Here is a 23,297-nt window from a genome sequence, read left to right on the forward strand (position 1 = left end):
TGTTGTTTATTTTTCATGGCGTTGTGGTCAGGCTTTGGCTGGCTCACTCTCGCCCAGCGCGACGGTTTCACCCAGACTGTCTTCGGTCTTGGCCACCACGCTGGCGGCGATGGCGTTGCCCAGCACGTTGGTGGCAGAGCGGCCCATGTCGAGGAAGTGGTCGATCCCCAGCAGCAGCAGGATGCCAGCTTCCGGAATATGGAACTGGTTCAGGGTGGCGGCAATCACCACCAGAGAGGCGCGCGGTACCCCGGCCATCCCCTTGGAGGTGACCATCAGCAGCAGCAGCATGGTGATCTGCTGGGCGGTGGAGAGCTCGATGCCATAAGCCTGGGCGATGAACATCACCGCGAAGGTGCAGTACATCATGGAGCCGTCGAGGTTGAAGGAGTAACCCATCGGCAGCACGAAACTGGCGATGCGTTTGTCACAACCGAACTTCTCCAGACGATCCAGGGTCTTCGGATAGGCAGCTTCAGAGCTGGCGGTAGAGAAGGCAAGCAGGATGGGTTCGCGGATCATCGCCAGCAGCTTGATGATACGGCCACGCAGGAAGGCACCACCCATGGCGATCAGCAGCAGCCAGAGGCAGCCAAGGGCGATGTAGAACTGGGCCATGAAGCTGCCGTAGGTAACCAGAATACCCAGACCCTCTTTGGCCACCATGGCGGCAATGGCGCCAAACACGGCGAACGGCGCAAAGTTCATCACATAGCCGGTCACTTTCAGCATGATCTCGGCAGCACTGGCCATCAGCACCACCACCGGTTTGGCCAGATCGCCCAGCGCCGCTGCGGCCAGACCAAAGAACAGGGAGAAGACCACGATCTGCAGGATCTCGTTGGTGGCCATCGCCTCGACCACGCTTTTCGGAATGGCGTGGGTCACGAAATCTTTCAGGGTAATCGCGCCGGCAGAGATGCCAGAGGTAGCGGCATCATTGGGCAGGGAGAGGGAGAGGCCCACACCCGGCTGCATCAGGGTGACCATCACCAGACCCAGGCTCAGGGAGAGCAGGGAGGCCAGCATGAACCAGCCGAGGGTTTTGGCACCGATACGACCCACAGTGCGGGTATCGCCCATCTTGGCGATGCCGACCACCAGGGTGGTGAAGACCAAAGGTGCGATGATCATCTTGATCAGTCGCAGGAAGATATCGGTCAGGATAGTGATGTTGTTTGCAAAGTCTGCCGCCTGATCGGCAGCAAACAGGCGATAGCCCTGGCCGGTAAGGATGCCAAGCAACATCGAAATGAGGATGGCGACCGTCAGTTTATTCATTTTCATGGGAGAGTCCCGGTTTTGATTGGTGCAAGCCGTTGACAGTGGCATGGGAGCCACTACAGTCCGTTTTTGTGATCCGAGCCGTTGATTCCTGGCGGCTGGTATGCTGGGAGAATGCCTAAAAGCAGGGGGTAAATCTAGAGGCTTTATCCAGAATTTTATCCTGCCATTAGGTGTATGTGATATGGATCTTGCAAACCACCAATATTAATCACTGTTTATTTTGATTTCGGCGAGATATTTCGCATTCAGAGTTCGCTCATCGAGTGCCCGTGGCAACAGGCGAAAAGTGAGCAGCGCCGAGATGGTATGCTGCACCTGCATCTGGGCCATAAAGAGATCAGGTTCATCCTCGTCAAAGCCGAAGATCGGCCGTGATGGGGTCACCCTGACGGCATCACGGTTAATGGTCAGCTCATCGACCTTGAGCCAGGAGTAACCCTCTGCCAGTGCCAGCTCCCCTGCCCGCTTGAGCACATATTTGCGGGCGGTCTCCCTGTCCACCAGATCGTTGCCGACAAACTCCAGTTGCCACTTGTCCGGGCCAAGCCGGGTCTGGGAAAAACCGGTCTGGCCATTCCAGAATGACTTTTCACTCTCGTAAGGGGTGGCGCAGCCCACCAGCAGCAGGGTGAGCATCAGCAGACAACAGGGTTTAGATACGGATGCAGACACGAGAGGCCTCGCCAGGCAAATGAGCAACAGAGTCGTTACTACACCATAAAGCGAGGTGGCTGCACAATCTGCTCGCGCCAACAACGACCAGCGTGCATCACCACTGGCTTCGCGCCTGTGCGGCAAATCGCAGGCAAAAGAAAAGGCCTTGTCGTTTGACAAGGCCTTTTCCGGGGAATTTGGTCGGTGTGAGAGGATTCGAACCTCCGACCCTCTACACCCCATGCAGATGCGCTACCTGGCTGCGCTACACACCGACGGAGTCAGCTCGGCTGACGGGGGCAGAGTTTATGGAGATGACCCTGCCCTGTCAACAGGGAAACGCCGCCAATTCCTCGGCCACGGTGCGTTCGCCTGCTTTGCGAACAATCAGCGGTTAAAGGTCAGTCGCTTGCCCAGGATCTGGTCAGTCACCTGCCCGTTTTGCCAGGCGATCTGGCCATTCACCAGCGTCATCTCCACCGTGCTGTGGAAGCGGTAGCCGTTGAAGGGCGACCAGCCACAGTGGTAGAGGATGTTGTCATCGTTGACCACATAGGGCTTGCCCAGATCCAGCAGCACCAAATCGGCGAAATACCCCTCGCGGATATAGCCGCGATCCTGCACCTGGAAGCGCTCGGCTACCGCGTGGGAGGTCTTCTTGACGATAGTCTCCAGGGTAAACACGCCGTTGTGGTAGAGCTCCAGCAGCGCCTGCAAAGAGTGCTGCACCAGCGGCACACCGGACGGCGCCTTGAAGTAGCTGTTCTGCTTCTCTTCCCAGGTGTGGGGCGCGTGGTCGGTGGCGATGATATCGAGCACGTCGTTACGTACCGCATCCAGCAGTGCCTGCTGGTCGGCGGCACTCTTCACCGCAGGGTTGCACTTGATCAGGCTGCCCTGGGTCTCGTAATCGGCATCATTGAAGAAGAGGTGGTGCACACACACCTCGGCGGTGATGTTCTTGTCCTTCAGCTCGCTCAGGTCGTGGCTGGCGGTAAACAGCGACAGCTCCTTGGCCGAGGTCAGATGCAGCACATGCAGCTTGGCACCGTATTTTTTCGCCAACGCCACCGCCATGCTGGAGGATTTGTAGCACGCCTCGTCACTGCGAATGCGGCCGTGCTCGCCCATCGGCACATTCTCGCCCCACTTGGCCCGCGCCGCCTCTTCCGCCTTGGCGATGGTCGGAGTGTCTTCGCAGTGGGTCACGATCATCACCGGACTTTCGCGGAAGATGGCCGCCAGGGTCTCCTGATTGTCCACCAGCATGTTGCCGGTCGAGGAGCCCATAAACACCTTGACCCCGCAGGACTGCTTGGGGTCGAGACGCTTGATCTCTGCAAGGTTGTCGTTGGTGGCGCCGAGATAGAAGCTGTAGTTGGCGACGGAGGAGTTGGCAGCGATCTGGTATTTGGCTTCGAGGGCGTCGAGGGTGGTGGTCTGGGGATTGACGTTGGGCATTTCCATGAAACTGGTGGTGCCACCGGCGACGGCGGCGCGGGATTCGCTGGCAATAGTCCCCTTGTGGGTCAATCCCGGCTCCCGGAAGTGGACCTGATCATCGATCATTCCGGGGATGAGATGGCGACCTGCGGCATCGATCACCAGCGCATCGGGCGCCTCGATATCCGGGGCGATGCGGGCAATCCGTTCCCCCTCGATCAACACATCGGAGGCATAGATACGGCCTTCGTTGACCAGGGTGGCATTCTTGATAAGCAGTTTGTTCATGGGGGGTTCCAGTTCCTTTGCCGATAATCGCGGGTCATAATAGCGCAAAACTGCCCTTTCTCTGTAGCAAGGCCTGACTGATGAAGTTATTTGTAAGAGATTTGACCGTGATCGACTCCAGCTACCTGTGCGAACGCCGCGGCATGGTGGGGGAGAGCTGGCTGGTAGATATCGAAATGAGCGGTGAGCTCAACGAAATGAGCATGCTGCTGGACTTTGGCCGGGTAAAGAAGCTGATCAAGTCGATCATCGATGAAGAGGTGGACCACAAGCTGCTGGTGCCGACCGGGTGCCCGCTGATCCACGTCGAGACACTGGATGGTGACGAAAGCACAGTGGATCTGCTGCGCCCGGGTCGCTCCATCCATCTGCGCTGCCCATCCCAGGGCTTTGCCTTTATCCCGGCCCCGCAAGTTGATAAAGAGTCGGTGACCCGCTACCTGCTGGCGGTACTGGCCAAACGGCTGCCGGGCAATATCAAGGATCTCTCCCTGACCCTGCGTCAGGAGGCGATCACCGGCGCCTTCTACCACTACAGCCACGGCCTGAAAAAGCACGATGGCAACTGCCAGCGCATCGCCCACGGCCACCGCTCTCCCATCGAGATCCACGTCGATGGCGAGCGCGACCAGGAGCTTGAGCTCAACTGGGCCGAACGCTGGGGGGATATCTACCTTGGCACCGAGGAGGACAAGGTGGCGCTGACCGAGCTCGCTTTGAGCACCCGCGCCAATGCCCAGCTTGGCGAGCACCACTGCGGCTTCAAATATGTGGCGCCGCAAGGGCTGTTCCAGCTGGCCATCCCCACTGCCGAGGTGGAGATGATCGACACTGACACCACGGTTGAGCTGCTGGCCTGCTATATCGCCCGCGAAGTTAAGAAGATGGTGGGCGACAAGTTCGTCAAGATTGTCGCCTATGAAGGGGTCGGCAAGGGCGCGATTGCCTACGCCTGATCCCCTTGTCACTACCGTAATAAACAGAAGGCCCCGCATCTGCGGGGCCTTGTTGTTTCATCCTGTTGCCATCAGGCGCTCAGGCGGAAGCGCTTGACCAGGCTCTCCTGCTGCTCGGCGAGGGAGTCCAGCTGCTGGCTGGTCTCGGCTACCCGCTCAATCCCCTGATAGTTGAGATCCGAGATATCGGAGATGCGGTTGAGGTTGGTGGCGATATCGGCGCTGGTGGCCTGCTGCTGCTCGGCGGCAGAAGCGATCTGGCTCGACATGTCGCTGATCAGCACCACAATCCCCTGCACCTCCTCCATGGCGTTGTTGGCGTGAGAGCTCTGATCCACGCAGCTGTCCATCTCGCGAGAGCACTCCTGCATCACGGTCACCGCCTTGGCTACCCCCTGCTGCAGGTTCTCGATCATGGTCTGGATTTCGCTGGTGGACTGGGCGGTACGGCCCGCCAGACTGCGCACCTCATCGGCCACCACCGCAAATCCGCGCCCCTGCTCGCCGGCCCGCGCCGCTTCGATGGCGGCGTTGAGGGCCAGCAGGTTGGTCTGCTCGGCGATGCCGCGAATGACATCGAGGATGTTGCCAATCTGGCTGCTCATGGCACTCACATCACCAATCACCTTGCCGGTCTGTTGCAGCTTGCCCGCCAGTTGATGAGTGGTGGTGATATTGCCTGCCATCACCTTGCGTCCCATCTCGGAGGCCTTCTCCACATCCTGCACCCGCTCCAGGGTCTGGTTGGCGGCCTGCGCCACCTCCCGCACCGAGGCCTCCATCTGGGTCATGGCGGCGGCGACCGAGGCGGTCTCCTGGCGCTGTTTTTCCAGATCCGCCCGCACCGATTCGGTGGTGTGGCGATTGCCGTGGGCGGCATCGTTAAGCTGGGCCGACGCTTGTGAAAGCTGCGCCAGCACCTCCCCCATCTGGGCAATCAGCAGGTTGATCTGGCTGCCCAGCTGGCCGAATTCGTTCTTGCTCTGAAAACCGATGCGCTGGGTCATGTCGCCCTGAGTCACTTCGGTCAGCACCCGCAGCAACTCCCTGAGCGGACGGCGAATGGCCTTGCCCAGGGTATAAGCCACCAGCATGGCGATCAGGATGGCGACGACGATGCTGGTTCCCTGTGTCAGGGTGCTCTGGCTCTGTGTGGCTTTGGCGTGCTGAATGCTTTGACTCATCAGCTGCTGACTCTGGCCGGTGATCCGCTCAAGCTGGTTCTGGATCTCGACGATGAGAGCGCTGGCCTGCTTGCTCTTCTCCCGCATCTGTTCCTGCTGCTTCATCAGCGCCAGATACTGGGAGAGCACGCCTTCGCTTGCGGTGGTGTCGCGCACAAAGCCGTGAACATAGTGGCCCATGTCGTTCTCGAAGTTCTTCAGCTCCCCCTGCAGATCCTTGATGGTGCTGTTGAACCCCTCGATCTGCATCTTGTTGCGCTTGAGCGCCCCTTCGATGGGGGCCGGAATGGTCTGATTGAGGGCGTCCATGGTGGAGAGTTCGATGGCGGAAAGCTTGGTGGTCAGGGTCTCGGAGAGCATCTTGATAAAGCTGTCGTCGATGGTGACCATCATGTCACCCAGACTCTTCTTGAACTGGGGCAGACTGACCTGAAACTGCCCCTTGGCCAGATTGACCTTGTGCAGTCGGGTGAGCAGCGCCTCGTGTTCGCCGGGCAGGGTATCGGTCAGTTGCAGGTAGCTGTCGACCTGCTTGCTGAGGCTGCTCATCTCCCCTTGCAGTTCGGGGTGGTGGGCCACCTGCTGGCGCAAGACGTCGAGGCTCTTGCCCACCGCAGCCTTGGCCTGTTTCAGTTCGGCCACTTCGGCCGGCAGCTGTTTGGGATCCTGCTCGGTGAGCACATCCCCCAGCCACTTGTTGGCGCTGAGCAGAGTGATTTGGGTCTGACTGCTGGCAATCACCAGCGGCATAGACTGCTGGGTAACCTGCTCCAGTGCGTTCCCCAGGGTCTCCTGACTACGAAATGTGAGCAGTGAACTGGCCACCATCACGGCCACCAGGATCGCGAAGCCAAGGTAGACTCGCTGCAAGATGGAGAGATCCGACATTGTTTGTTTCATTATTGTCCCGCTGTATATGCAAAAGTCCCTTGCCTGAGTACCCCGTCCTTTTGATACCCTGCAGACCACCCTGAACAGGCGCTGCAGATGACGTCCCTCTGGCTATCGGTATTTTTAACAATAACTGAAGGGAATGGGACATCAGCTGTGTCAAATGTCGGCTTGTGTCACACTTGGCGTGCTGCTCGCCCCCCTTTCGGGAGCCGCTTGGGGTTCTAGTTCAATTTTCTGTTTCATATAAGGGAGTTAGCCATGGCGCAAGAAACCATTTTCAGCAAAATCATCCGTAAAGAGATCCCCGCCGACATCCTTTATCAAGACGATCTGGTCACCGCATTCCGGGATATCCAGCCCAAGGCCAAGACCCATATTCTGATCATCCCCAATGTGCTGATCCCCACCGTTAATGACGTGGAAGCCGAACATGAACTGGCCCTTGGCCGGATGTTCACAGTTGCCCGCAAACTGGCCGCCGAGGCGGGCATCGCCGAAGATGGCTACCGCCTCATCATGAACTGCAACCGCCACGGCGGGCAGGAGGTCTACCACATCCACATGCATCTGGTCGGTGGCCAGCCGCTGGGACCGCTGCTCAGCCTGTAATGAATCGCCACGCCTCAACCTGCCGCAGCGCCCTGTTGCTCTGCGGCGTCCTGCTGTTGCTGGGAGGCTGCGCCTCCCGCTGGCAGGATATGTTTGTCTCCTACTCCGATCAGATGGTGCCCCTGCGCAACCAGCTGCAGCTAGGCCATGCCGCCGAGGCGCTGCCCGAGGTGCGCGACTCCACCCTTGGGGATGACACCTTTGTGCTGGATCGGCTCGAACAGGGGCGCATTGCCTGGCTCGCCGGTCAGGATGCGGGCAGCAAGCAGGCGTTCACCGCCGCCGACAGCCGCCTTCAGTGGGAAGAGAATCAGGCCGAATACCGGCTGAGCCACGGTCTGGATCAGGTGGGCAGTCTGCTCACCAACGATCAGTCGATGGCCTATCGTACTCCCGATTACGAACGCACCATGCTGCATCACTATCTGGCCCTCAACTATCTGCAACGGGGTGATGCCGATGGCGCCCTAGTAGAGGTGCGCCGGGCCAATCAGGTGCAGGAGCAGGCGCTTAAACGGCGAGCCGATGAGGTGCGCAAGGCGAAGGATGAGAGCGAAGAGGCCGAGGCTGAAGGTGAGATGCGCCAGCTGATGTCGCGCGGCGCACCGGATCTCGACCGGTTGATCGGCAAGGTCAAAAACGGTTTTCAGAACGCCTACACCTTCTATTTTTCCGCCGTGCTCTATGAGGCGGCCGGGGATCTCAACGATGCCTGGGTCGACTATCAGCGCGGCTACCAAATAGCGCCGGACAACCGCAGCCTGCAAGATGCCTTGCTGCGTCTGGCGCGGCTGCGTGGCTCACCGGACGAGATCCGCGAGACCGAGAAAAAGATAGGCCGCAAAGCACCGCAGCTTGCAAAAGATCAAGGCCAACTGGTGGTGCTGTTTGAAGATGGTTTGATCCCGGCACGGCGCGAACTGTTCCTGCCGCTGCCCATCTCCACCTCCCGCGGCGATTTTCGCACCTTTACCGTCGCCATCCCCTATTACGATAATCGGGCCAGCGATACGGGGCCGCTCACGGTCACGCTCGGCAAGCGGGTCGAGCAGACCAGCGAGCTGGTCAGGCTGGAAGCACTGGCCGCCAAAGATCTGCAAGAGCGACTGCCCGGCATGCTGACCCGTCAAGCGCTGCGACTGGTGGCCAAGGAGCAGATGCGCCACACCGCCGCCAAAGAGGGGGGCGATGTGGGCAATATTCTGGTGGGGATCTTCAACACCCTCTCCGAGCGGGCCGATACCCGCAGCTGGCTGACGCTGCCTGCGCAGGCATCGAGCTGGCAGGGGATGGTGCCGGCAGGTGACATCAACCTCACCCTGAGCGCGGGGGCGGCGCAGCGGCAATTGCCGCTCACCATCCACAAGGGACGCACCACCCTGGTCTGGGTACAGCGCCTCGGCGCCGGTCTGACCACCCGGGTGATGCCGCTCTGAGCAGATGGCGAAGAGAGATGATCAAGACAATTAACCGGGCAGGCACACACGCGGCCCCACTCACCCCGATTAAGGAGAGCAAGATGAAAGCATACGGGTTGGCCCTCGGGCTCGCGCTGCTGCTGACCGGCTGCGCCACCAACACCTCCGGCGTGGCGCTCTATGGCCCGGCGGGCGGTGCTCCCACGCTGGAGCAGCATCAAAACGTCAACGTCACCCTGAGCGAGCTGAGCCGCCGCCAGCAAAATGGCCTGCTGCAGGTCAATGTGGCCGCCGCCAGCACCCAGCGCGGCGATAACAAGCTGCAATATATCTTCTATTGGTATGATGAGGCCGGTCAGGAGGTCGCCAGCGATGGCCGCGGCTGGACCCCCATCAAGCTGCATGGCTATCAGACCCGCACCCTCTCGGCCTTGGCGCCCAGCCCGGCGGCGCAGGGTTACCGAATTTACGTACGCGAAGTGATTGAGGAATCCTACTGATGAAAATGAATCATGCCCTGCTGATCCTGACTGGCGCGTTGCTCTTGGGCGGCTGCTCCAGCACTACCGTCAGCTATGGCGATCCCACTGAAACCGAAACCGTCACCGTCGATTACGGCTCAAGCGACCTGCAGGCCATCGCCGACAAGATGGCGGACTCCATGCTCGCCTCCCCTGCCACCAGCGAGATCACCGCTGGCGGTCGTCCGGTGATGTTTATGGACTCTATCCGCAACAAGACCTCCGAGCACATCGATACCGAAGCCATCACCGATACCATCCGCACCAAGTTGCTGCGGGCCGGCAAATTCCGCTTCGTCGACATGAGCAAGGTGGCCGCCGTCAAGCAGCAGCTCGAATACCAGCAGAGCAGCGGCATGGTGGATCCTGCCTCCATGGTGCGTCTGGGCAAGCAGACCGGTGCCCGCTACATGGTCTATGGCAACCTCGCCAGCATCGTCAAAGACAATGGCAAGGTGAAGGATGTCTACTACCAGATGACCATGAACCTGATGGATCTGCAAAACGGCGAACTGCTGTGGGCCGATCAGAAAGAGATCCGCAAACAGGCGAAGAAATCCACCTTTGGCTGGTAACAGGCTCCCGCAGACAGGCAACTGTGATCCGCTACTGGCCAGCCTGCCTACCCCCTGGCGGGAGGGGCAGCTGGAACCACTCGGGTTAGGCCTGACCAACTGCAACTATCGACTGCGCCTCCCCTCGGGGCGCAGTTATTTTTTGCGTCAGGGCCACTCCAACCCGGTACGCCTTGGCATCGACCGTCCCACCGAGTGGCAGCTTTATAAGGGGGCGATGGCCGAAGGGTTGGCGCTGCCTTGCCACTATGGCGATCCCGCCAGCGGTCTGATGCTGCTCGAATGGTGCGATGAGCCAAACTGGGCGCAAGCGCGCCCGCCGGAAGCCGATCAGCCCCGTCTGCTGGCTGAGGTGCTGCGCAAGCTCCATCGCCTGCCGCTGCCTGCGGTGGTGATGGCGGTGCGAGCCCACGCGGCGGGCTATCGCGCCCGACTGGCCCACATCCCCTCCTGGCTGCCCGCCCTGGAGCGGGGTTTGCTCGCCAGCAGTGAGCCAAATGATTGCTGGCGCCCTTGCCACCATGATCTCAATCCGGCTAACTTGTTGGGAAGCAAACCCTGGGTCATCGACTGGGAGTATGGCGCGGCAGGTCACCCCGGCTTTGAGCTCGCCAGCATCCAGCGCACCCATGAGTGGCCCGCCGAGCGGCGCGACGAGCTGGAAGCGCACTATCTGCAGGCCGTGCCGCGCCACCAGTGGCCCGATTTTCAGAGCGAGGCATTTTTACCCTGGGTCGACTATATCGGCCTGCTCTGGGCCCTGCTGATGGCAGAGCAACAGCCCTCACTCGACTATGACACCCTGATCGCCATCAACCGGCAACGACTGGAGTAACAGATGATAAACAAGGTGCGCTGGCACAAGCCGAAAACCTGGGGTCTGCTGCTGATCGGCCTGCTGCTGACCGGTTGCTCCACCCGGGTGATCTACTACTGGCTCGATACCGCCATCATCTGGCAGCTGGATGACTACTTTGCCCTCTCCTATTCGCAGAAGGATCTGCTCAGCCGCGAAGTGAAGGGGCTGATGGCCTGGCACCGCCAGCACGAGCTGCCTCGCTACGCCAGGGATCTCGATGCACTGGCCAAGGCGGTGGCCAGCCCCATGACGCCGGAGCAGATCTCGACCAATCTCGATGCGGTGCAGCAGAGCCTGACCCGCACGCTGGAAAACACTATCCCCCGTGCGGTCAGGCTGGCGCGCACCCTGACCGACGAGCAGGTGGCCCGCTTTATGACCGATCGGGTCAAGCGGCAACAGGAACGGCAAAAGGACTTTGCCACTGAGCCCAAAGAGCAGATGCTGGCGGAGTTTCGCGACAAGATGAACAAGCGGCTCGAGTTCTGGATTGGCGAGGTGAAACCGGCACAGGCGCCACTGGTGGCCCAGTGGGCCGAATGGCAATACGAGCTGATGCCCCCCTGGCTCGAGTTTCAGGAGTCCTGGACCCAGGAGCTGGACAGGCTGATGAAGCAGCGCCAGAGTCCCGACTTTACCCGCGAGCTGACTGACCTGCTGGCCGAGGGGGATGGGCTGATGGATGGCCGCTTTACCGGCTATACCGAGCAGTCGCGCCAACGTACCGTCAACTGGCTGAGCGCCATGAGCCAGTCGCTGGATATCTCCCAGCGGGCCCATCTCTACTCCCTGCTCAAGGGCTACGCCCGCGACTTCAAGCAGATGAGCGGCAGCTGACGAGCGGCATCGAATGGTGCCATGCGCCCGGGGCAACCTTGTTCAAACGGGGCGCTTATGGTAGTTTGACCTTTCTATTTATCGGGAATTAACTTTTTGCGCCTTATCGACAAAGTAAAACTGGTGCTGGTAACTCTGGTTATCGCCCTCACCCTGCTTTGTTCCATCGCCCGAATGGAAGGCCCGCTGCTACCCGCATCTCCCCAGAGTGAACAGCAGCAGACTCAGGTGTTCAATCAGCTTAGCGACAGCGACGATGGCATCATCAAGTTTGTTGGCAGCCATCAGAATCACCTGCTGCGTCTCGAACAATCCCTGCGCAGTGACAACCAGCCCAAGAGTGTGGTCTACGAGCTGATCCAGAGCTGGTCGGCCCAAGCCATCCTGCTGTTGCTGCTCGGCTGGCTGATGCTGGCACCCGAGCTCTATCACAAACAGAGTTTTCGCGATCGCTTTGGCGCGATCCACAGACGCCATCTACAGCGCCAACATCTGCAATACCGCTTCACCCAGAGCTATCTGAGCGCCTGACCCCGGAGGGGCTGGCACATCCACTGTTTGCTCATCTCCTCTTCCTGACGGATCCGGCGGCTGCCTGATCCGCATTTGATGCATCCCATTTTTTGCGCCTTGCCGAGCCTTGTTGCTATCGGCCCGGGCACCATTCTCCTGACAGAGGCTTGTTTGCCATGAGAAAGAGCAATCGCACCGTTCTCAACCGCATGAGCAAGTGGCAGTACGCACTGCTGCTGTTGATGCTGTTGACCTTTACCTTTTACTCCCTGCCCACCTTTTTTGGTGAGCAGCCCTCCCTTGGCCTGCACGGACAGCAGCGCCTGACCGCTCAGCAACAGATGCTGCTGAGCGACAAACACCTGGCCCCGATCAAGGTCATTGAGCAGCCTGAGCGGGTCGAGCTGGTCTTTGCCAGCCAGGGCGAACAGCAGCGCGCCAAGCAGTTGCTGGAGCAGCAAGGGGGCGACAGTGCCGCCCTCACCCTGGAGTTTCACTCCAACGCGCCGGCCTGGATCACCCGCCTCGGTGCCGACCCCATCAAGCTGGGGCTCGACCTGCGTGGCGGCTCCCAGCTGCTGATCGGGGTGGACGTGGACTTTGTCATCGACAATCAGACCAAGAATCTGGTGGATACCCTGCGCACCCGCTTCCGTGAAGCCAATCTGCGCGGCGCCAGCGTCACGCGCAGCGCACAGGGCGCCGTAGCCGTCACCCTGCCGGAGGTCGCCGAACAGGAGAGCTGGCTCACCATCATCAAGGAGAGTGCCGGTACCCGTCAGGATCAGTGGAAGCTGACCCGCTCCGGCAATGATCTGAAACTGGTGCTGAGCGATGCTGAGCGCACCCTGCTGGTCAACAACGCCGTGACCCAGAACCTGTCGATCCTGAAAAAACGGATCAATGAGCTCGGCATCGTCGAGGCATCGGTGGTGCGTCAGGGGCAGGATGGTATCCGTATCGAACTGCCCGGGGTGCACAACCCCAAGCAGGCGAAAGAGGTGATCGGGGCCACCGCCTCGCTGGCCTTCTACGAGGCCAAAGCCGACAGCCACTTCTATATCGCCGATCGCAACGGCCAGGCCGTCGGCATGGCACGCAAGCCGGTACTCACCGGCGAGCACATCGTCGATGCCCGCGCCAACATGGGCGAAATGGGTCAACCCCAGGTCAATATCGTGCTCGACACTCTGGGTGGCAGCAAGATGAACCAATTCAGCCGCCAGCATGTGGGCAAGCCGATGGCAACCGTCTTCACCGAGTACAAGACCAACGCCCAGGGCAAACTGCGCGCCCAGAGCGAGGTGATCAACGTCGCCACCATCCAGACAGCCCTTGGCAACCAGTTCCGCATCACCGGCATTGGCAGTCTGCCGGAAGCGCAAGAGCTGGCCATGCTGCTGCGTGCCGGCGCCCTCACCGCCCCTCTCAAGATCCTGGAAGAGCGCAGTATTGGCCCGACGCTGGGGATGCAGAATATCGAGGCGGGCTTCACCGCGCTGGCCTTCGGCATGGCGGGCATGATGCTGTTCATGATGGCCTGGTACCGCAAATTCGGCTGGGTTGCCATCACGGCGCTGGTCGCCAACCTGTTGATGCAGGTCGGCATGCTGGCGGTGCTGCCGGGCGCCGTGCTGACCCTGCCGGGGATCGCCGGTCTGGTGCTGACGGTGGGCATGGCGGTGGATACCCATGTGCTGATCTTCGAGCGGATCAGGGACCGTCTGCGAGAAGGGGGCTCACTGGCCAACGCCATCGACTTTGGCTATCGCTCCGCCTTCCACACCATTTTTGATGCCAATATCACTACGCTCATCTGCGCCGTGGTGCTCTATTCCATTGGCTCCGGGCCGCTGCAGGGCTTCTCCATCACCCTCATTCTGGGTCTGCTCTCCAGCATGATCACCGGGATCTGGGGGACGCGCGCCATCATCAACCCCCTCTGGGGACGCAGTAGCGAGCGCACGCTGAAGGTGTAACGGGACAACAGTCCCTCTGATGAGCGGCTTTGGCTGCGCCATCGGCCATGGATATGGCCGGAGCGGCCAAAGCAGAACACTATTTTCCCGGCGTGTCGCGACACGTCGTGATGGGCCAACAGCCTGATGCTGGCTGGCCAAGGAGAGAATTATGTTGAGAATGATCGTTGCCATGGGGCTGACCCGTTGGCGCTATATCGGCCTGTGGGCTTCCATCCTGCTGACCGTGGCCAGCGTCGCCATCTTGCTGGTGAACGGCCTGACATTGGGGCTCGATTTTACCGGCGGGATCCTGCTGGAGTTTCATATCCAGACCCTGAAAGAGGCCCATGAGCTCAATGCCATGCTGGTCTCCCCGCTGGCGGGAGCCGTTGAGCTGAGCTCGGCCGGTATTCCCGGCGAGTGGCTGATCAAATTGCCTCCCCACGAACTGCCCTGGCCCGCGGCAGATCTCGCCACCATGCTGACCCAACAGCTGGGGATGCCGGTCGAGTTGCTGCGCACCACCATCGTTGGCCCTCAGGTGGGTGCCGAGCTGTTCCAGCAGGGGATGCTGGCGGTGCTGGTCGCTTCGCTGGCGATGTCGGCCTATCTGGCGTTTCGCTTCGAGTGGCGTCAGGCCATCGGCATCCTGCTCTCGGTGGTCCATGACGCCATCGTGGCGCTGGGGCTGCTGTCACTCTTTCAGATCGAATTCGATCTGAACATCATCGCCGGTTTGATGGCGGTGATCGGCTACTCCCTCAACGACAGCATCGTCATCTCGGACAGGTTGCGGGATCTGCTGAGCTCGCGTACCCAGATGGGGATCCACGAGTGCTCCGATGTGGCCATCAAGGCAACCTTCAGTCGCACCATGATCACCTCGGGCACCACCCTGTTTACCGTGGGCGCCCTGCTGCTGTTTGGTGGTGACGCCCTCTACGGCTTCTCCTTCACCCTGTTTGCCGGGATCCTGGTGGGCACCGTCTCTTCCATCACCGTCGCCTCGACCGTGCAGGAGCTGCTTGGGCTCACCCCTCAGGCCTACCAGAAGAAAAGCGAGGAGCCACTGGCCAACGCGGCCTGAACCTTGTTAATCAGGCCCGGCTTACCGGGTCTCAACAAACCGGGCCCCCTGCCAACCATTGGCAGGGGCTTTTTCCATCCCTCCTCTCGGTCTCTCGCCGCCCCTTTTGTTGCTCGGCTCGCTTCAATTGACAACTGACCATTTTGAAAGCAATGACGGATCAACCCGTCATTTTTAATAACAAAAAGGTCATTTTATTACGTCGCAAACCATAAAATGTGACTGAAAGCACTTTCTTGAGGGCTCAAAGGAGGCAACATTGTAGTGATTTATCTACAAAGGGATATGAGATGTTGTTACAACCTGCCAATACAGCAAAATCCAGACAGTTGCTGAACGAGACCATGGCTTTGGTACTCGCAGGAGGGCGGGGTAGTCGCCTCAAACAGTTAACCGACAACCGTGCAAAACCTGCCGTTCATTTCGGCGGCAAATTCCGCATCATCGATTTCGTGCTCTCCAACTGCATCAACTCCGGCATCCGTCGGGTCGGTGTCGTGACCCAGTACAAATCCCACAGCCTGTTGCGCCATCTTCAATCGGGCTGGTCTTTCCTGCGCTACCAGATGAACGAGTTTATCGATCTGCTCCCTGCCCAGCAGCGGGTGGATGAGGTGAACTGGTATCGGGGGACCGCCGATGCGGTCTACCAGAATCTGGATATCATCCGCGATCACGCCCCCAAATATGTGGTGGTACTGGCAGGCGACCACATCTACAAGATGGATTACGCCGCCATGCTGCTCGACCACGTCAATATGGGCGCCAAGGTGACCGTTGCCTGCATCGAGGTGCCACGCAGTGAAGCAAGCGCCTTCGGGGTAATGGCGGTGGATGATGATCGCAAGATCAATGCCTTCGTCGAAAAGCCTGCCAACCCGCCCGCCATGCCGGGCAAGGCCGACACCGCGCTGGCCTCCATGGGCGTCTATATCTTCGATGCGGAGTATCTCTATCAGCTGCTGGAAGAGGACATTGCCAACGAGCAGTCCCATCACGATTTCGGCATGGACGTGATCCCCCGCGTGGTGAAAGAGGGCACCGCATTCGCTCACCCGTTTGGCATGTCCTGTGTCGGCTGCTGTCCGGATCGCCGCCCCTACTGGCGCGATGTGGGCACCGTGGACTCCTTCTGGGAGGCCAATATGGATCTCGCTTCCGTCACGCCTGAGCTCGATATCTACGATCAGGACTGGCCCATCTGGACCAGTCAGAACATGACTCCTCCCGCCAAGTTCGTGCAGGACCGAAACGGCCAGCACGGCATGACCATCAACTCCATGTTTGCCGGGGGCACCATCGTCAGTGGCTCTTTCATCCTGAGTTCGGTGCTCTTTACCAATGTGCGGGTCGACTCCTTCTGCACTCTGGATCAGGCCGTTATCTTCCCGGGTGTGGAGATTGGTGCCGGTTGCCGACTGCGCCGGGTGGTGATCGACAAGGGGTGCAAACTGCCGGAAGGCACGGTGATAGGTGAAAACGCCGATGAAGATGCACGTCGCTTCCACCGCTCCGAGCAGGGCATCGTGCTGGTCACCCAGGGGATGCTCACTCGCCTGAACAAAGAGCTGCAGGGAAAACAAAAGCGCTGATCCGCAGCCAGACGGGATCCCCCTTCCTACCGCAAAGGGAGCCACTATGGCTCCCTCTTTCTATGGCTGACCAGATAGCCACCTCACACCATCATTGCCATCGCGTAGCTGTGCAGCAGAGATGACATTCACTGTGCTCGAACAGCTGAACAATGCAGCCTTTACGCCTCAAACTGTAAACATTAAATTACGAAATGACCATAAACCCTCCGAAAACCTCTCTGTATTATTCCTGTTCGCACTATATAGCAGCTCCTTTATCTGACTTTTTAGCGGTAAACCCACTGGTTTCACTTGATTGTTTGTTTTTCCTTGGTAAGGTGATGGCGGTTGCGTAACAAAGCAGGTACCAGTGTAAACATATCGGCACACCTGCTTTTGGCTTAATACAGCAGAGAGAATGAAATCATGCAAAGAGACCCCCTGAACAACATCCATATCCAGTCCGAACAAGTGATGATCACGCCTGCCCAGCTCAAGGAGAAGTTACCCATCTCCGACAAGGCGCTGGCATTCGTGCAAGGGGCCCGTAATACCATCGCCGACATCATTCACCGCCGCGATCACCGGCTGCTGGTGATCTGTGGTCCCTGCTCCATCCACGATATGGATGCCGCCAAAGAGTACGCAACCAGACTCAAAGCGCTGCATGATGCCTATCAGGACTCTCTCTACATTGTCATGCGGGTCTACTTTGAGAAGCCGCGCACCACGGTCGGCTGGAAAGGCTTTATCAACGACCCCAATCTGGATGGCACCTTCGATGTGGAGCTGGGGCTGCACCGTGCCCGCGAGCTGCTCTGCTGGCTGGCGGAGCTGGAGTTGCCGCTGGCCACCGAAGCGCTCGACCCCATCAGCCCGCAATACCTGGCGGAGCTCTTCTCCTGGTCAGCCATCGGCGCCCGCACCACCGAATCCCAGACCCACAGGGAGATGGCGTCAGGTCTCTCCATGCCGGTCGGCTTCAAGAACGGCACCGACGGCAACTTGGGGACTGCCATTAATGCGTTGCAGGCGGCCTCCTCCCCTCACGCCTTTATGGGGATCAACCAGCAGGGCCAGGTTGCGCTGCTGCAGACCCAGGGCAACCCGGATAGCCACGTGATCCTGCGCGGCGGCAAACATCCCAACTACGACTCGGTCAACGTATCACTGGCGGAAGAGGCGTTGGAAAAAGCGGGCCTGCTGCCGAGCCTTGTGGTGGATTGCAGCCACGGCAACTCCAGCAAGGATCACCGTTTGCAACCCAAGGTGGCTGATAACGTCATCCATCAGATCCAGGAGGGCAACCGCTCCATCATCGGGGTGATGCTCGAATCCAACCTGTTCGAAGGAAACCAGTCCAGCGAGCAGCCCAAGGAGCAGATGCACTACGGGGTCTCCATCACAGATGCCTGTATCGACTGGGACACCACCGCCACCCTGCTGGCCCGCTGCCACAACCAGCTGGCTGACCCCCTCAAGGGCAGAACTGCACGGTAAGCCGTGGTATCTTGTCGTAACCTATTGAACAATCTGGGTATCACCGCAGGTGGCATCTGGCAGCTCATGCCGTGATACCTTGTTGCATCTTGAATTTCAGGGCGCCGCCGCTCGCGGCGCCAGCAGGGACTGGATATGGCTGAAGAGTTGAATGTACTCAGGGACAAGATAGATGCGGTGGACAAGCAGCTGATCGATCTGCTGGCCGCCCGTCTGGCCCTGGTGGGAGAAGTGGGTGAGGTAAAGAGCCGCCACGGCCTGCCCATCTATGCACCGGATCGGGAAGCGAGCATGCTGGCCCGCCGCCGCGCCGAGGCTGAGCAGTTGGGGGTGCCCGGCGATCTCATCGAAGACGTGCTGCGCCGGGTCATGCGTGAATCTTATGCCAGCGAGAAAGATACAGGCTTCAAATGCATAAAGCCGGATCTTGGCAAGGTGGCCATCATCGGCGGTCAGGGCCAGCTTGGTCGGCTGTTCGGTCATATGTTCAGCCTCTCAGGCTATCGGGTCGAGACGCTGGAACAAGCCGACTGGCCGCACGCTGACGAGATCCTCGCCGGAGCCGGTCTGGTGATGGTGGCGGTGCCCATCGATATCACCTGCCAGATCATCGACCGCCTCGGCAACCTGCCCGCCCACTGCCTGCTGGTCGATGTCACCAGCGTGAAAGCGGCGCCGCTCGAACATATGCTGGCGGTGCACCAAGGGCCGGTACTGGGACTGCACCCCATGTTCGGGCCGGATGTGGCGAGTCTCGCCAAGCAGGTGATCGTCTGCTGCCAGGGTCGTGACCCCGCCGCCAGCCAATGGCTGCTGGATCAGATGACCATCTGGGGCGCCCGCTTGCAACAGGTGGAAGCCAAGGCCCACGATGAGGCGATGACCCTCATTCAGGCACTGCGTCACTTCGCCACCTTTGCCTATGGCTGGCACCTCTCCCGGGAGCAGGCCAATCTGGATCGCCTGCTGAGTTTGAGCTCCCCCATCTACCGGCTGGAGCTCGCAATGGTGGGGCGGCTGTTCGCTCAGGATCCCCACCTCTATGCCGATATCATTTTGTCGTCACCGCAGAATCTGGCGATGATCCGTCGCTACTACCAGAACTTCGGTGAAGCGCTGGGGCTGCTGGAGCGGGGGGACAGGGACGGTTTCATCGAGGCCTTCTCGCAAGTCTCCGGTTTCTTCGGCGAGCATGCCGACCAGTTCCTGCGTGAAAGCCGCATGCTACTCGCCCAGGCCAACGACCGCCGCCAACACGGCTGATCCTGCAAAAGCCGCTACCTCATATCGCCAGAAAAGGAAGATAGCTGGGCATCTTCCTTTTTGGGTAATGCCTCCAATCAGTTGAGATGGTGCCTTTCGATAAAAGCACCAATTACTTTCTCGTGGAGCTCAATGGAACGAGAGAAGCAGATGGTTTTGCGAGCCAATCGCTTGATGCGCGTTCTGAGCGTCAGGTTGTTACGCTCGATACGCTGGGTGAATATCTTCCCGGTCAGATGCATCTCGCTCGGTACCTCTCTGGCATAGCTTCCCCAGTCATCGCTGGTGATAAAACCAATCTGGAACGGAGATAGTAGGCTCAGCAAGCGGCGGCATGTCTCATCGTTGCGCGGGCCAAAGGTATATGCCACGACTCGTTTTCTCTTGGTATCAAAGGCATACCAAAGCCAATGTCGATGCTGTTTATTGCCGATCTTGTCATTGAACACCTCAGGTCATGGTGGCGACTGTACCACCTAAAATGGTGTCCGGGATGATTAGACCACTACATGTTGAGCAGGCTTAACCCAGCTGAACCCGAGTGCCCATCTCATCGGCTCAGCGCGGGGACTTTCCCAGATAGCGCTCCACGATCACTTTCACCCCGTCACGTTTTTTGAGCTGATAGAGCTCCTTGTCAAACTGGTCGATAAAGGCCTGTTTGTAGGGGTACTCCCCCTTGCGGCTGTAGCCGAGAAACCCCTGCTCCTTGCTGAGCACCGGCCCCTGTTTGAGCAGGGACATATCGGCCACCGCCAGCTGATCGGCCTTTATCATGTTGAGTAACTCATAGAGCAGGGAGAGGCGATCATTGATGGTGCAATCGACCCGGCCGCGGACAATCTTGAGCAGGTTCTCCCGATTGCTTTTCACCTCCTCCACGTCGATCTGCTTCTCTTTTACCGCCTGCCAAAAGGCATCGCCGCCGACGGCAAAACCGGCGTTCATGCCAAAGCGTAAACCGTGATAGTCGAGCGGAAACCTGGCCTGCGGGGTATTGGCCGCCACACTGGCACCGCACATCACCACCAGCTCTTCATCCAGCATCGGCTGGGAGTAGGGCCACATGTAAGGGCGGGTATCGGGCATGTAGTAAGGTGGAAAAATGGCGAAGGCAGCCCCCTGCTCCACCATGCTCAGACCGCGCCGCCACGGCATGGGCTTGAGCACCACCTCATAGTCAGGCATGGCAGAGGTTACCTCTCGGATAATGTCGGCATAGATCCCCCTGACCTCCTCCCCCTCCTGCCAGGAGTAGGGGGGATAGGCGGCATCCGCCAGGATCTCGACCCGGGTCTTGGCGTGCGCCATCATGCACAACCCCAGCAACAAGCAACACCAGACGCGCATAAGCCAGCACCTCCTGAAAAAGCCTGCATCAAGCATAGCCATCCAGCGCGCCTTCCTCTGCTGCCGCGCCATAATTCATGCCATCTCTTCGTTGGCAGAAAAATGTTAATGTATTATTAAAGCCATCCTTTATGCTGGAGAGCAATTGCTCTGAATGGATGGCCGCATATGGATGTGCAACTGCTTCTGCTCTACCTCTCCCCGATTTTTCTGGCCTTTATCGGCTGGGAGATGCTCTACCTGCGCAAACATGGCGCGGCCTTTCCAACCGCCACCTACCAGTGGCGGGATCTGTTCGCCAACGCCGCCCTGGCCCTGATGCACCAAGGGGGCGATGCGCTGGCGGCCATCGCCATTGCTTATCTGTATGACACCCTCTGGGGCTGGCGACTGTTCGATATCGAGCTCACCTTCTGGAGCGTATTGCTGCTGTTCCTGTTGCAGGATCTCTGTTACTGGCTGTTCCACTTCACCAGCCACCATGTCCGCTGGCTGTGGGCCTCCCACGTGGTGCACCACAGCTCGGAGCGGCTCAACCTCTCCACCGCTTTTCGCCAGAGCCTGATGTATCCGATCTCCGGCATGTGGCTGTTCTGGATCCCGATGATTGTCATCGGCTTCCCGCCCGAGGCGGTGGTCGCCACCGTGCTATTGAGTCTGGGTTTCCAGTTCTTCGTCCATACCCAGGTGGTGGGCAAGCTCGGCTGGCTTGAGTGGATCTTCAACACCCCCTCCCACCACAGGGTGCACCACGCCAGCAACGCCAAATACATAGACCGCAACTTCGCCGGGGTGCTGATTATCTGGGATCGACTGTTCGGCACCTTTGTCGAGGAGGATCCTGCCGAGCCGTGTCGCTTTGGCATCACCAAGCCGCTCCACAGCTTCAATCCCCTCACCCTCACCTTCCACGAGTGGCGCGACATGCTGCGCGACGCCCGTGGCCTACCCTGGCGACAAAAACTCGCAGTGCTGTTTGGCAAACCGGCCGGACCTGCCAGCCGCTGAGCCTTCGCCCCGAATAGCAAGCCCCTGATAACCAGTCCCTGATAACAAGAGAGCGCCACGGTAGCGCTCTCTTTTATGGTCAGCCATATCTTCGGTGTCAGAGATGGGTGAACGACCAGACGGCGGGGATCAGGCTCAGCAAGGTCACTCCGGCCAACAGCCGCTCGCGACCACTCAGGCAAAGATCTGCGCCCAGCTGACGACGGCTGTAGAGAAACAGCAGCAGACCCGGCCCGTAGAGCAACAACGACAGCAGCAGATACTCCACCCCGGCAGCATAGAGCAGCCAGAAACCGTAACAACTCGATACCAGCGCTACCGCCCGCATCAGACCGCGGCCCTGCCCGCCCTCACCCTTCTTGCTGAACGAGAGCTTGAGCAAGAACAGGCCGATCAGCAGGTAGGGCACCAAAATCATCGAGGTAGAGATAAGCAGCAGGCTGGTGTAGCCCTTGCCGAGCAGCCACACCAGCAGCAGGCAAGTCTGCACCGTCAGGCTGGTGAGCCAGAGCGATGCGATAGGCGTCCCGTTGCGGTTCTGGCGCCGGAAGATGGCGGGAAACGCGCCGTGGCGGGCCGCGCTGAACGGCACCTCGGCCGAGAAGAGGGTCCAGCTCACGTAGGAGGCGAGCACCGAGACGATAAGGCCGACGCTGATGAGCAGCTTGCCCCAGGATCCGGTCATCTGGGCCATCAGCCCTGCCATGGAGGGGTTGGGCAGCGCCGCCAGCTCGGGTCGGCTCAATATTCCGAGCGCCAGCACCGAGATAAGCACATAGAGCAGCAGCGCCAATAGCACCCCAAGCACGGTGGCGGTGCCCACATCCCGTCGGTTTCGGGCGCGGGCCGACAGCACCGCTGCCCCCTCGATACCGGTGAAGACCCAGAGGGTGATCAGCATGGTGTTGCGCACCTGCTCGGAAACCGGCACCGCCAGGGTGCTGCCCTGCTGATCCGCCGCGAAGGTGACCGGATCGAACAAGTAGCAGGCGAACAGGATAAACAGCAGCAGCGGCAGGCTCTTGGCCAGGGTCGCCACCAGATTGAACAGCGCCGCCTGCTGCACGCCGCGGGCCACCAGCAGGTGCACCGCCCAAAGGATGCAGGACTCGCCGACAAACGCTGCCAGCGTGTTGCCCTCACCAAACCAGACCTGCTCCGGCGTATCGACGAAGCTGCCCAGCGCCGCAAAGGCAATGACCAGATAACCCACCACGCCGATGGTGGCGCAGAGCCAATAACCCCAGGCGGAGAAGAAGCCCACCAGATCGCCAAAACCGGCGCGGGCGTAGCTGTAGATGCCGCCGTCGAGATCCGGCCTGAGTCGCGACAGATAGAGAAAACTCATGGCGAGCGCCAGGATGCCCACACCCGTCACGCCCCAGCCGATCAGCACGGCGCGGGCGCCTGCCACCTCGGCCATGTTCTGGGGCAGGCTGAAAATCCCCGCCCCCACCATGGAGCTGAATACCAGCGCGGTGAGGGACCAGAGCCCAATCTTGTTCTCTTTCATGGG

At 59.7% G+C, this 23,297-nt stretch carries 20 protein-coding genes, 1 tRNA gene and 1 pseudogene; 14 read left to right on the plus strand and 8 right to left on the minus strand.

All coding sequences use genetic code 11. The annotated features are described in order from the left end of the window. Nucleotides 1-27: 27 nt before the first annotated feature. From AB5Y76_RS05355 to AB5Y76_RS05370, 4 genes are all read right to left on the minus strand, one after another. Nucleotides 28-1,287: a dicarboxylate/amino acid:cation symporter gene (locus AB5Y76_RS05355; protein WP_263717671.1), complete on the minus strand. Its 1,260-nt coding sequence runs from the start codon at nucleotides 1,285-1,287 to the stop codon at nucleotides 28-30. 204 nt (nucleotides 1,288-1,491) lie between these two features. Then, the gene (locus tag AB5Y76_RS05360) at nucleotides 1,492-1,923 is read right to left on the minus strand and encodes a hypothetical protein (RefSeq protein ID WP_041235087.1); all 432 of its coding nucleotides are present in this window, start codon (nucleotides 1,921-1,923) and stop codon (nucleotides 1,492-1,494) included. Between the two features lie 216 nt (nucleotides 1,924-2,139). Then, nucleotides 2,140-2,216: transfer RNA gene (locus tag AB5Y76_RS05365), tRNA-Pro, on the minus strand. 112 nt (nucleotides 2,217-2,328) lie between these two features. Beyond that, nucleotides 2,329-3,672 carry a dihydroorotase gene (locus tag AB5Y76_RS05370; RefSeq protein ID WP_100653426.1) on the minus strand — a complete coding sequence of 448 codons (1,344 nt, stop codon included), beginning with the start codon at nucleotides 3,670-3,672 and terminating at the stop codon, nucleotides 2,329-2,331. An 80-nt stretch (nucleotides 3,673-3,752) separates the two neighbouring features. Here AB5Y76_RS05370 and AB5Y76_RS05375 point away from each other — a divergent pair, with 80 nt between their 5' ends. Next, nucleotides 3,753-4,628 carry a 6-carboxytetrahydropterin synthase gene (locus AB5Y76_RS05375; RefSeq protein ID WP_263717670.1) on the plus strand — a complete coding sequence of 292 codons (876 nt, stop codon included), beginning with the start codon at nucleotides 3,753-3,755 and terminating at the stop codon, nucleotides 4,626-4,628. Between the two features lie 71 nt (nucleotides 4,629-4,699). Here AB5Y76_RS05375 and AB5Y76_RS05380 read toward each other — a convergent pair whose 3' ends face one another. After that, the gene (locus AB5Y76_RS05380) at nucleotides 4,700-6,712 is read right to left on the minus strand and encodes a methyl-accepting chemotaxis protein (protein ID WP_263717669.1); all 2,013 of its coding nucleotides are present in this window, start codon (nucleotides 6,710-6,712) and stop codon (nucleotides 4,700-4,702) included. Between the two features lie 252 nt (nucleotides 6,713-6,964). On the opposite strand from AB5Y76_RS05380, the gene hinT reads away from it, so the two are divergent. The 12 genes from hinT to tyrA all read left to right on the plus strand — a co-directional run bounded on the left by hinT (nucleotide 6,965) and on the right by tyrA (nucleotide 19,423). Then, nucleotides 6,965-7,315 (plus strand): purine nucleoside phosphoramidase, encoded by a 351-nt coding sequence (gene hinT / locus AB5Y76_RS05385; RefSeq protein WP_005334033.1) that lies wholly within the window; start codon nucleotides 6,965-6,967, stop codon nucleotides 7,313-7,315. Continuing rightward, nucleotides 7,315-8,751 carry a COG3014 family protein gene (locus AB5Y76_RS05390; protein WP_263717668.1) on the plus strand — a complete coding sequence of 479 codons (1,437 nt, stop codon included), beginning with the start codon at nucleotides 7,315-7,317 and terminating at the stop codon, nucleotides 8,749-8,751. Before hinT ends, AB5Y76_RS05390 begins: the two co-directional genes overlap by 1 nt. A gap of 83 nt (nucleotides 8,752-8,834) precedes the next feature. Continuing rightward, nucleotides 8,835-9,233, plus strand: coding sequence for a YcfL family protein (locus tag AB5Y76_RS05395; RefSeq protein WP_158112315.1), 399 nt, complete (start codon nucleotides 8,835-8,837; stop codon nucleotides 9,231-9,233). After that, nucleotides 9,233-9,829 carry a penicillin-binding protein activator LpoB gene (lpoB, locus tag AB5Y76_RS05400; RefSeq protein ID WP_005302153.1) on the plus strand — a complete coding sequence of 199 codons (597 nt, stop codon included), beginning with the start codon at nucleotides 9,233-9,235 and terminating at the stop codon, nucleotides 9,827-9,829. The genes AB5Y76_RS05395 and lpoB overlap by 1 nt, the downstream gene beginning before the upstream one ends. Beyond that, nucleotides 9,819-10,664 (plus strand): phosphotransferase family protein, encoded by an 846-nt coding sequence (locus AB5Y76_RS05405; protein ID WP_263717667.1) that lies wholly within the window; start codon nucleotides 9,819-9,821, stop codon nucleotides 10,662-10,664. Before lpoB ends, AB5Y76_RS05405 begins: the two co-directional genes overlap by 11 nt. 3 nt (nucleotides 10,665-10,667) lie before the next feature. Further along, complete coding sequence (locus AB5Y76_RS05410; protein ID WP_005361577.1) at nucleotides 10,668-11,525, plus strand: DUF6279 family lipoprotein; 858 nt, start codon at nucleotides 10,668-10,670, stop codon at nucleotides 11,523-11,525. 96 nt (nucleotides 11,526-11,621) lie between these two features. After that, nucleotides 11,622-12,056: a hypothetical protein gene (locus tag AB5Y76_RS05415; RefSeq protein ID WP_005334044.1), complete on the plus strand. Its 435-nt coding sequence runs from the start codon at nucleotides 11,622-11,624 to the stop codon at nucleotides 12,054-12,056. Between the two features lie 158 nt (nucleotides 12,057-12,214). After that, nucleotides 12,215-14,017 (plus strand): protein translocase subunit SecD, encoded by a 1,803-nt coding sequence (secD, locus tag AB5Y76_RS05420; RefSeq protein ID WP_263717666.1) that lies wholly within the window; start codon nucleotides 12,215-12,217, stop codon nucleotides 14,015-14,017. A 151-nt stretch (nucleotides 14,018-14,168) separates the two neighbouring features. Further along, entirely contained in the window at nucleotides 14,169-15,086 is a 918-nt protein-coding gene (secF, locus tag AB5Y76_RS05425; RefSeq protein ID WP_005334046.1) for a protein translocase subunit SecF, read from the plus strand. Between the two features lie 290 nt (nucleotides 15,087-15,376). Further along, entirely contained in the window at nucleotides 15,377-16,678 is a 1,302-nt protein-coding gene (gene glgC, locus AB5Y76_RS05430) for a glucose-1-phosphate adenylyltransferase (protein WP_005334047.1), read from the plus strand. 408 nt (nucleotides 16,679-17,086) lie between these two features. Further along, nucleotides 17,087-18,160, plus strand: coding sequence for a 3-deoxy-7-phosphoheptulonate synthase (locus AB5Y76_RS05435; RefSeq protein WP_263717665.1), 1,074 nt, complete (start codon nucleotides 17,087-17,089; stop codon nucleotides 18,158-18,160). A gap of 135 nt (nucleotides 18,161-18,295) precedes the next feature. Beyond that, nucleotides 18,296-19,423 (plus strand): bifunctional chorismate mutase/prephenate dehydrogenase, encoded by a 1,128-nt coding sequence (gene tyrA, locus AB5Y76_RS05440; protein ID WP_263717664.1) that lies wholly within the window; start codon nucleotides 18,296-18,298, stop codon nucleotides 19,421-19,423. Nucleotides 19,424-19,500: 77 nt separating this feature from the next. Here tyrA and AB5Y76_RS05445 read toward each other — a convergent pair. Then, nucleotides 19,501-19,857, minus strand: a pseudogene (locus AB5Y76_RS05445) (IS1 family transposase); the annotation flags it as partial. Between the two features lie 124 nt (nucleotides 19,858-19,981). Next, nucleotides 19,982-20,773, minus strand: coding sequence for an ABC transporter substrate-binding protein (locus tag AB5Y76_RS05450; RefSeq protein WP_005350714.1), 792 nt, complete (start codon nucleotides 20,771-20,773; stop codon nucleotides 19,982-19,984). A gap of 168 nt (nucleotides 20,774-20,941) precedes the next feature. Here AB5Y76_RS05450 and AB5Y76_RS05455 point away from each other — a divergent pair, with 168 nt between their 5' ends. Then, entirely contained in the window at nucleotides 20,942-21,781 is an 840-nt protein-coding gene (locus tag AB5Y76_RS05455; RefSeq protein WP_263717663.1) for a sterol desaturase family protein, read from the plus strand. A gap of 97 nt (nucleotides 21,782-21,878) precedes the next feature. On the opposite strand, the gene AB5Y76_RS05460 is transcribed toward AB5Y76_RS05455, so the two are convergent. Further along, complete coding sequence (locus AB5Y76_RS05460; RefSeq protein ID WP_263717662.1) at nucleotides 21,879-23,294, minus strand: basic amino acid/polyamine antiporter; 1,416 nt, start codon at nucleotides 23,292-23,294, stop codon at nucleotides 21,879-21,881. Nucleotides 23,295-23,297: the final 3 nt, after the last annotated feature.

Source organism: Aeromonas sp. R1-2, from assembly GCF_040908505.1.
Lineage (GTDB): Bacteria > Pseudomonadota > Gammaproteobacteria > Enterobacterales > Aeromonadaceae > Aeromonas > Aeromonas veronii.

What these genes read in the sequence shown, in the direction of transcription:
- AB5Y76_RS05355 (WP_263717671.1), bottom strand. Translation starts at nt 1,287, where the DNA reads ATGAAAATGAATAAACTGACGGTCGCCATCCTCATTTCGATGTTGCTT.
- AB5Y76_RS05360 (WP_041235087.1), bottom strand. Translation starts at nt 1,923, where the DNA reads ATGCTCACCCTGCTGCTGGTGGGCTGCGCCACCCCTTACGAGAGTGAA.
- AB5Y76_RS05370 (WP_100653426.1), bottom strand. Translation starts at nt 3,672, where the DNA reads ATGAACAAACTGCTTATCAAGAATGCCACCCTGGTCAACGAAGGCCGT.
- AB5Y76_RS05375 (WP_263717670.1), top strand. Translation starts at nt 3,753, where the DNA reads ATGAAGTTATTTGTAAGAGATTTGACCGTGATCGACTCCAGCTACCTG.
- AB5Y76_RS05380 (WP_263717669.1), bottom strand. Translation starts at nt 6,712, where the DNA reads ATGAAACAAACAATGTCGGATCTCTCCATCTTGCAGCGAGTCTACCTT.
- hinT (WP_005334033.1), top strand. Translation starts at nt 6,965, where the DNA reads ATGGCGCAAGAAACCATTTTCAGCAAAATCATCCGTAAAGAGATCCCC.
- AB5Y76_RS05390 (WP_263717668.1), top strand. Translation starts at nt 7,315, where the DNA reads ATGAATCGCCACGCCTCAACCTGCCGCAGCGCCCTGTTGCTCTGCGGC.
- AB5Y76_RS05395 (WP_158112315.1), top strand. Translation starts at nt 8,835, where the DNA reads ATGAAAGCATACGGGTTGGCCCTCGGGCTCGCGCTGCTGCTGACCGGC.
- lpoB (WP_005302153.1), top strand. Translation starts at nt 9,233, where the DNA reads ATGAAAATGAATCATGCCCTGCTGATCCTGACTGGCGCGTTGCTCTTG.
- AB5Y76_RS05410 (WP_005361577.1), top strand. Translation starts at nt 10,668, where the DNA reads ATGATAAACAAGGTGCGCTGGCACAAGCCGAAAACCTGGGGTCTGCTG.
- secD (WP_263717666.1), top strand. Translation starts at nt 12,215, where the DNA reads ATGAGAAAGAGCAATCGCACCGTTCTCAACCGCATGAGCAAGTGGCAG.
- secF (WP_005334046.1), top strand. Translation starts at nt 14,169, where the DNA reads ATGTTGAGAATGATCGTTGCCATGGGGCTGACCCGTTGGCGCTATATC.
- glgC (WP_005334047.1), top strand. Translation starts at nt 15,377, where the DNA reads ATGTTGTTACAACCTGCCAATACAGCAAAATCCAGACAGTTGCTGAAC.
- AB5Y76_RS05435 (WP_263717665.1), top strand. Translation starts at nt 17,087, where the DNA reads ATGCAAAGAGACCCCCTGAACAACATCCATATCCAGTCCGAACAAGTG.
- tyrA (WP_263717664.1), top strand. Translation starts at nt 18,296, where the DNA reads ATGGCTGAAGAGTTGAATGTACTCAGGGACAAGATAGATGCGGTGGAC.
- AB5Y76_RS05450 (WP_005350714.1), bottom strand. Translation starts at nt 20,773, where the DNA reads ATGCGCGTCTGGTGTTGCTTGTTGCTGGGGTTGTGCATGATGGCGCAC.
- AB5Y76_RS05455 (WP_263717663.1), top strand. Translation starts at nt 20,942, where the DNA reads ATGGATGTGCAACTGCTTCTGCTCTACCTCTCCCCGATTTTTCTGGCC.
- AB5Y76_RS05460 (WP_263717662.1), bottom strand. Translation starts at nt 23,294, where the DNA reads ATGAAAGAGAACAAGATTGGGCTCTGGTCCCTCACCGCGCTGGTATTC.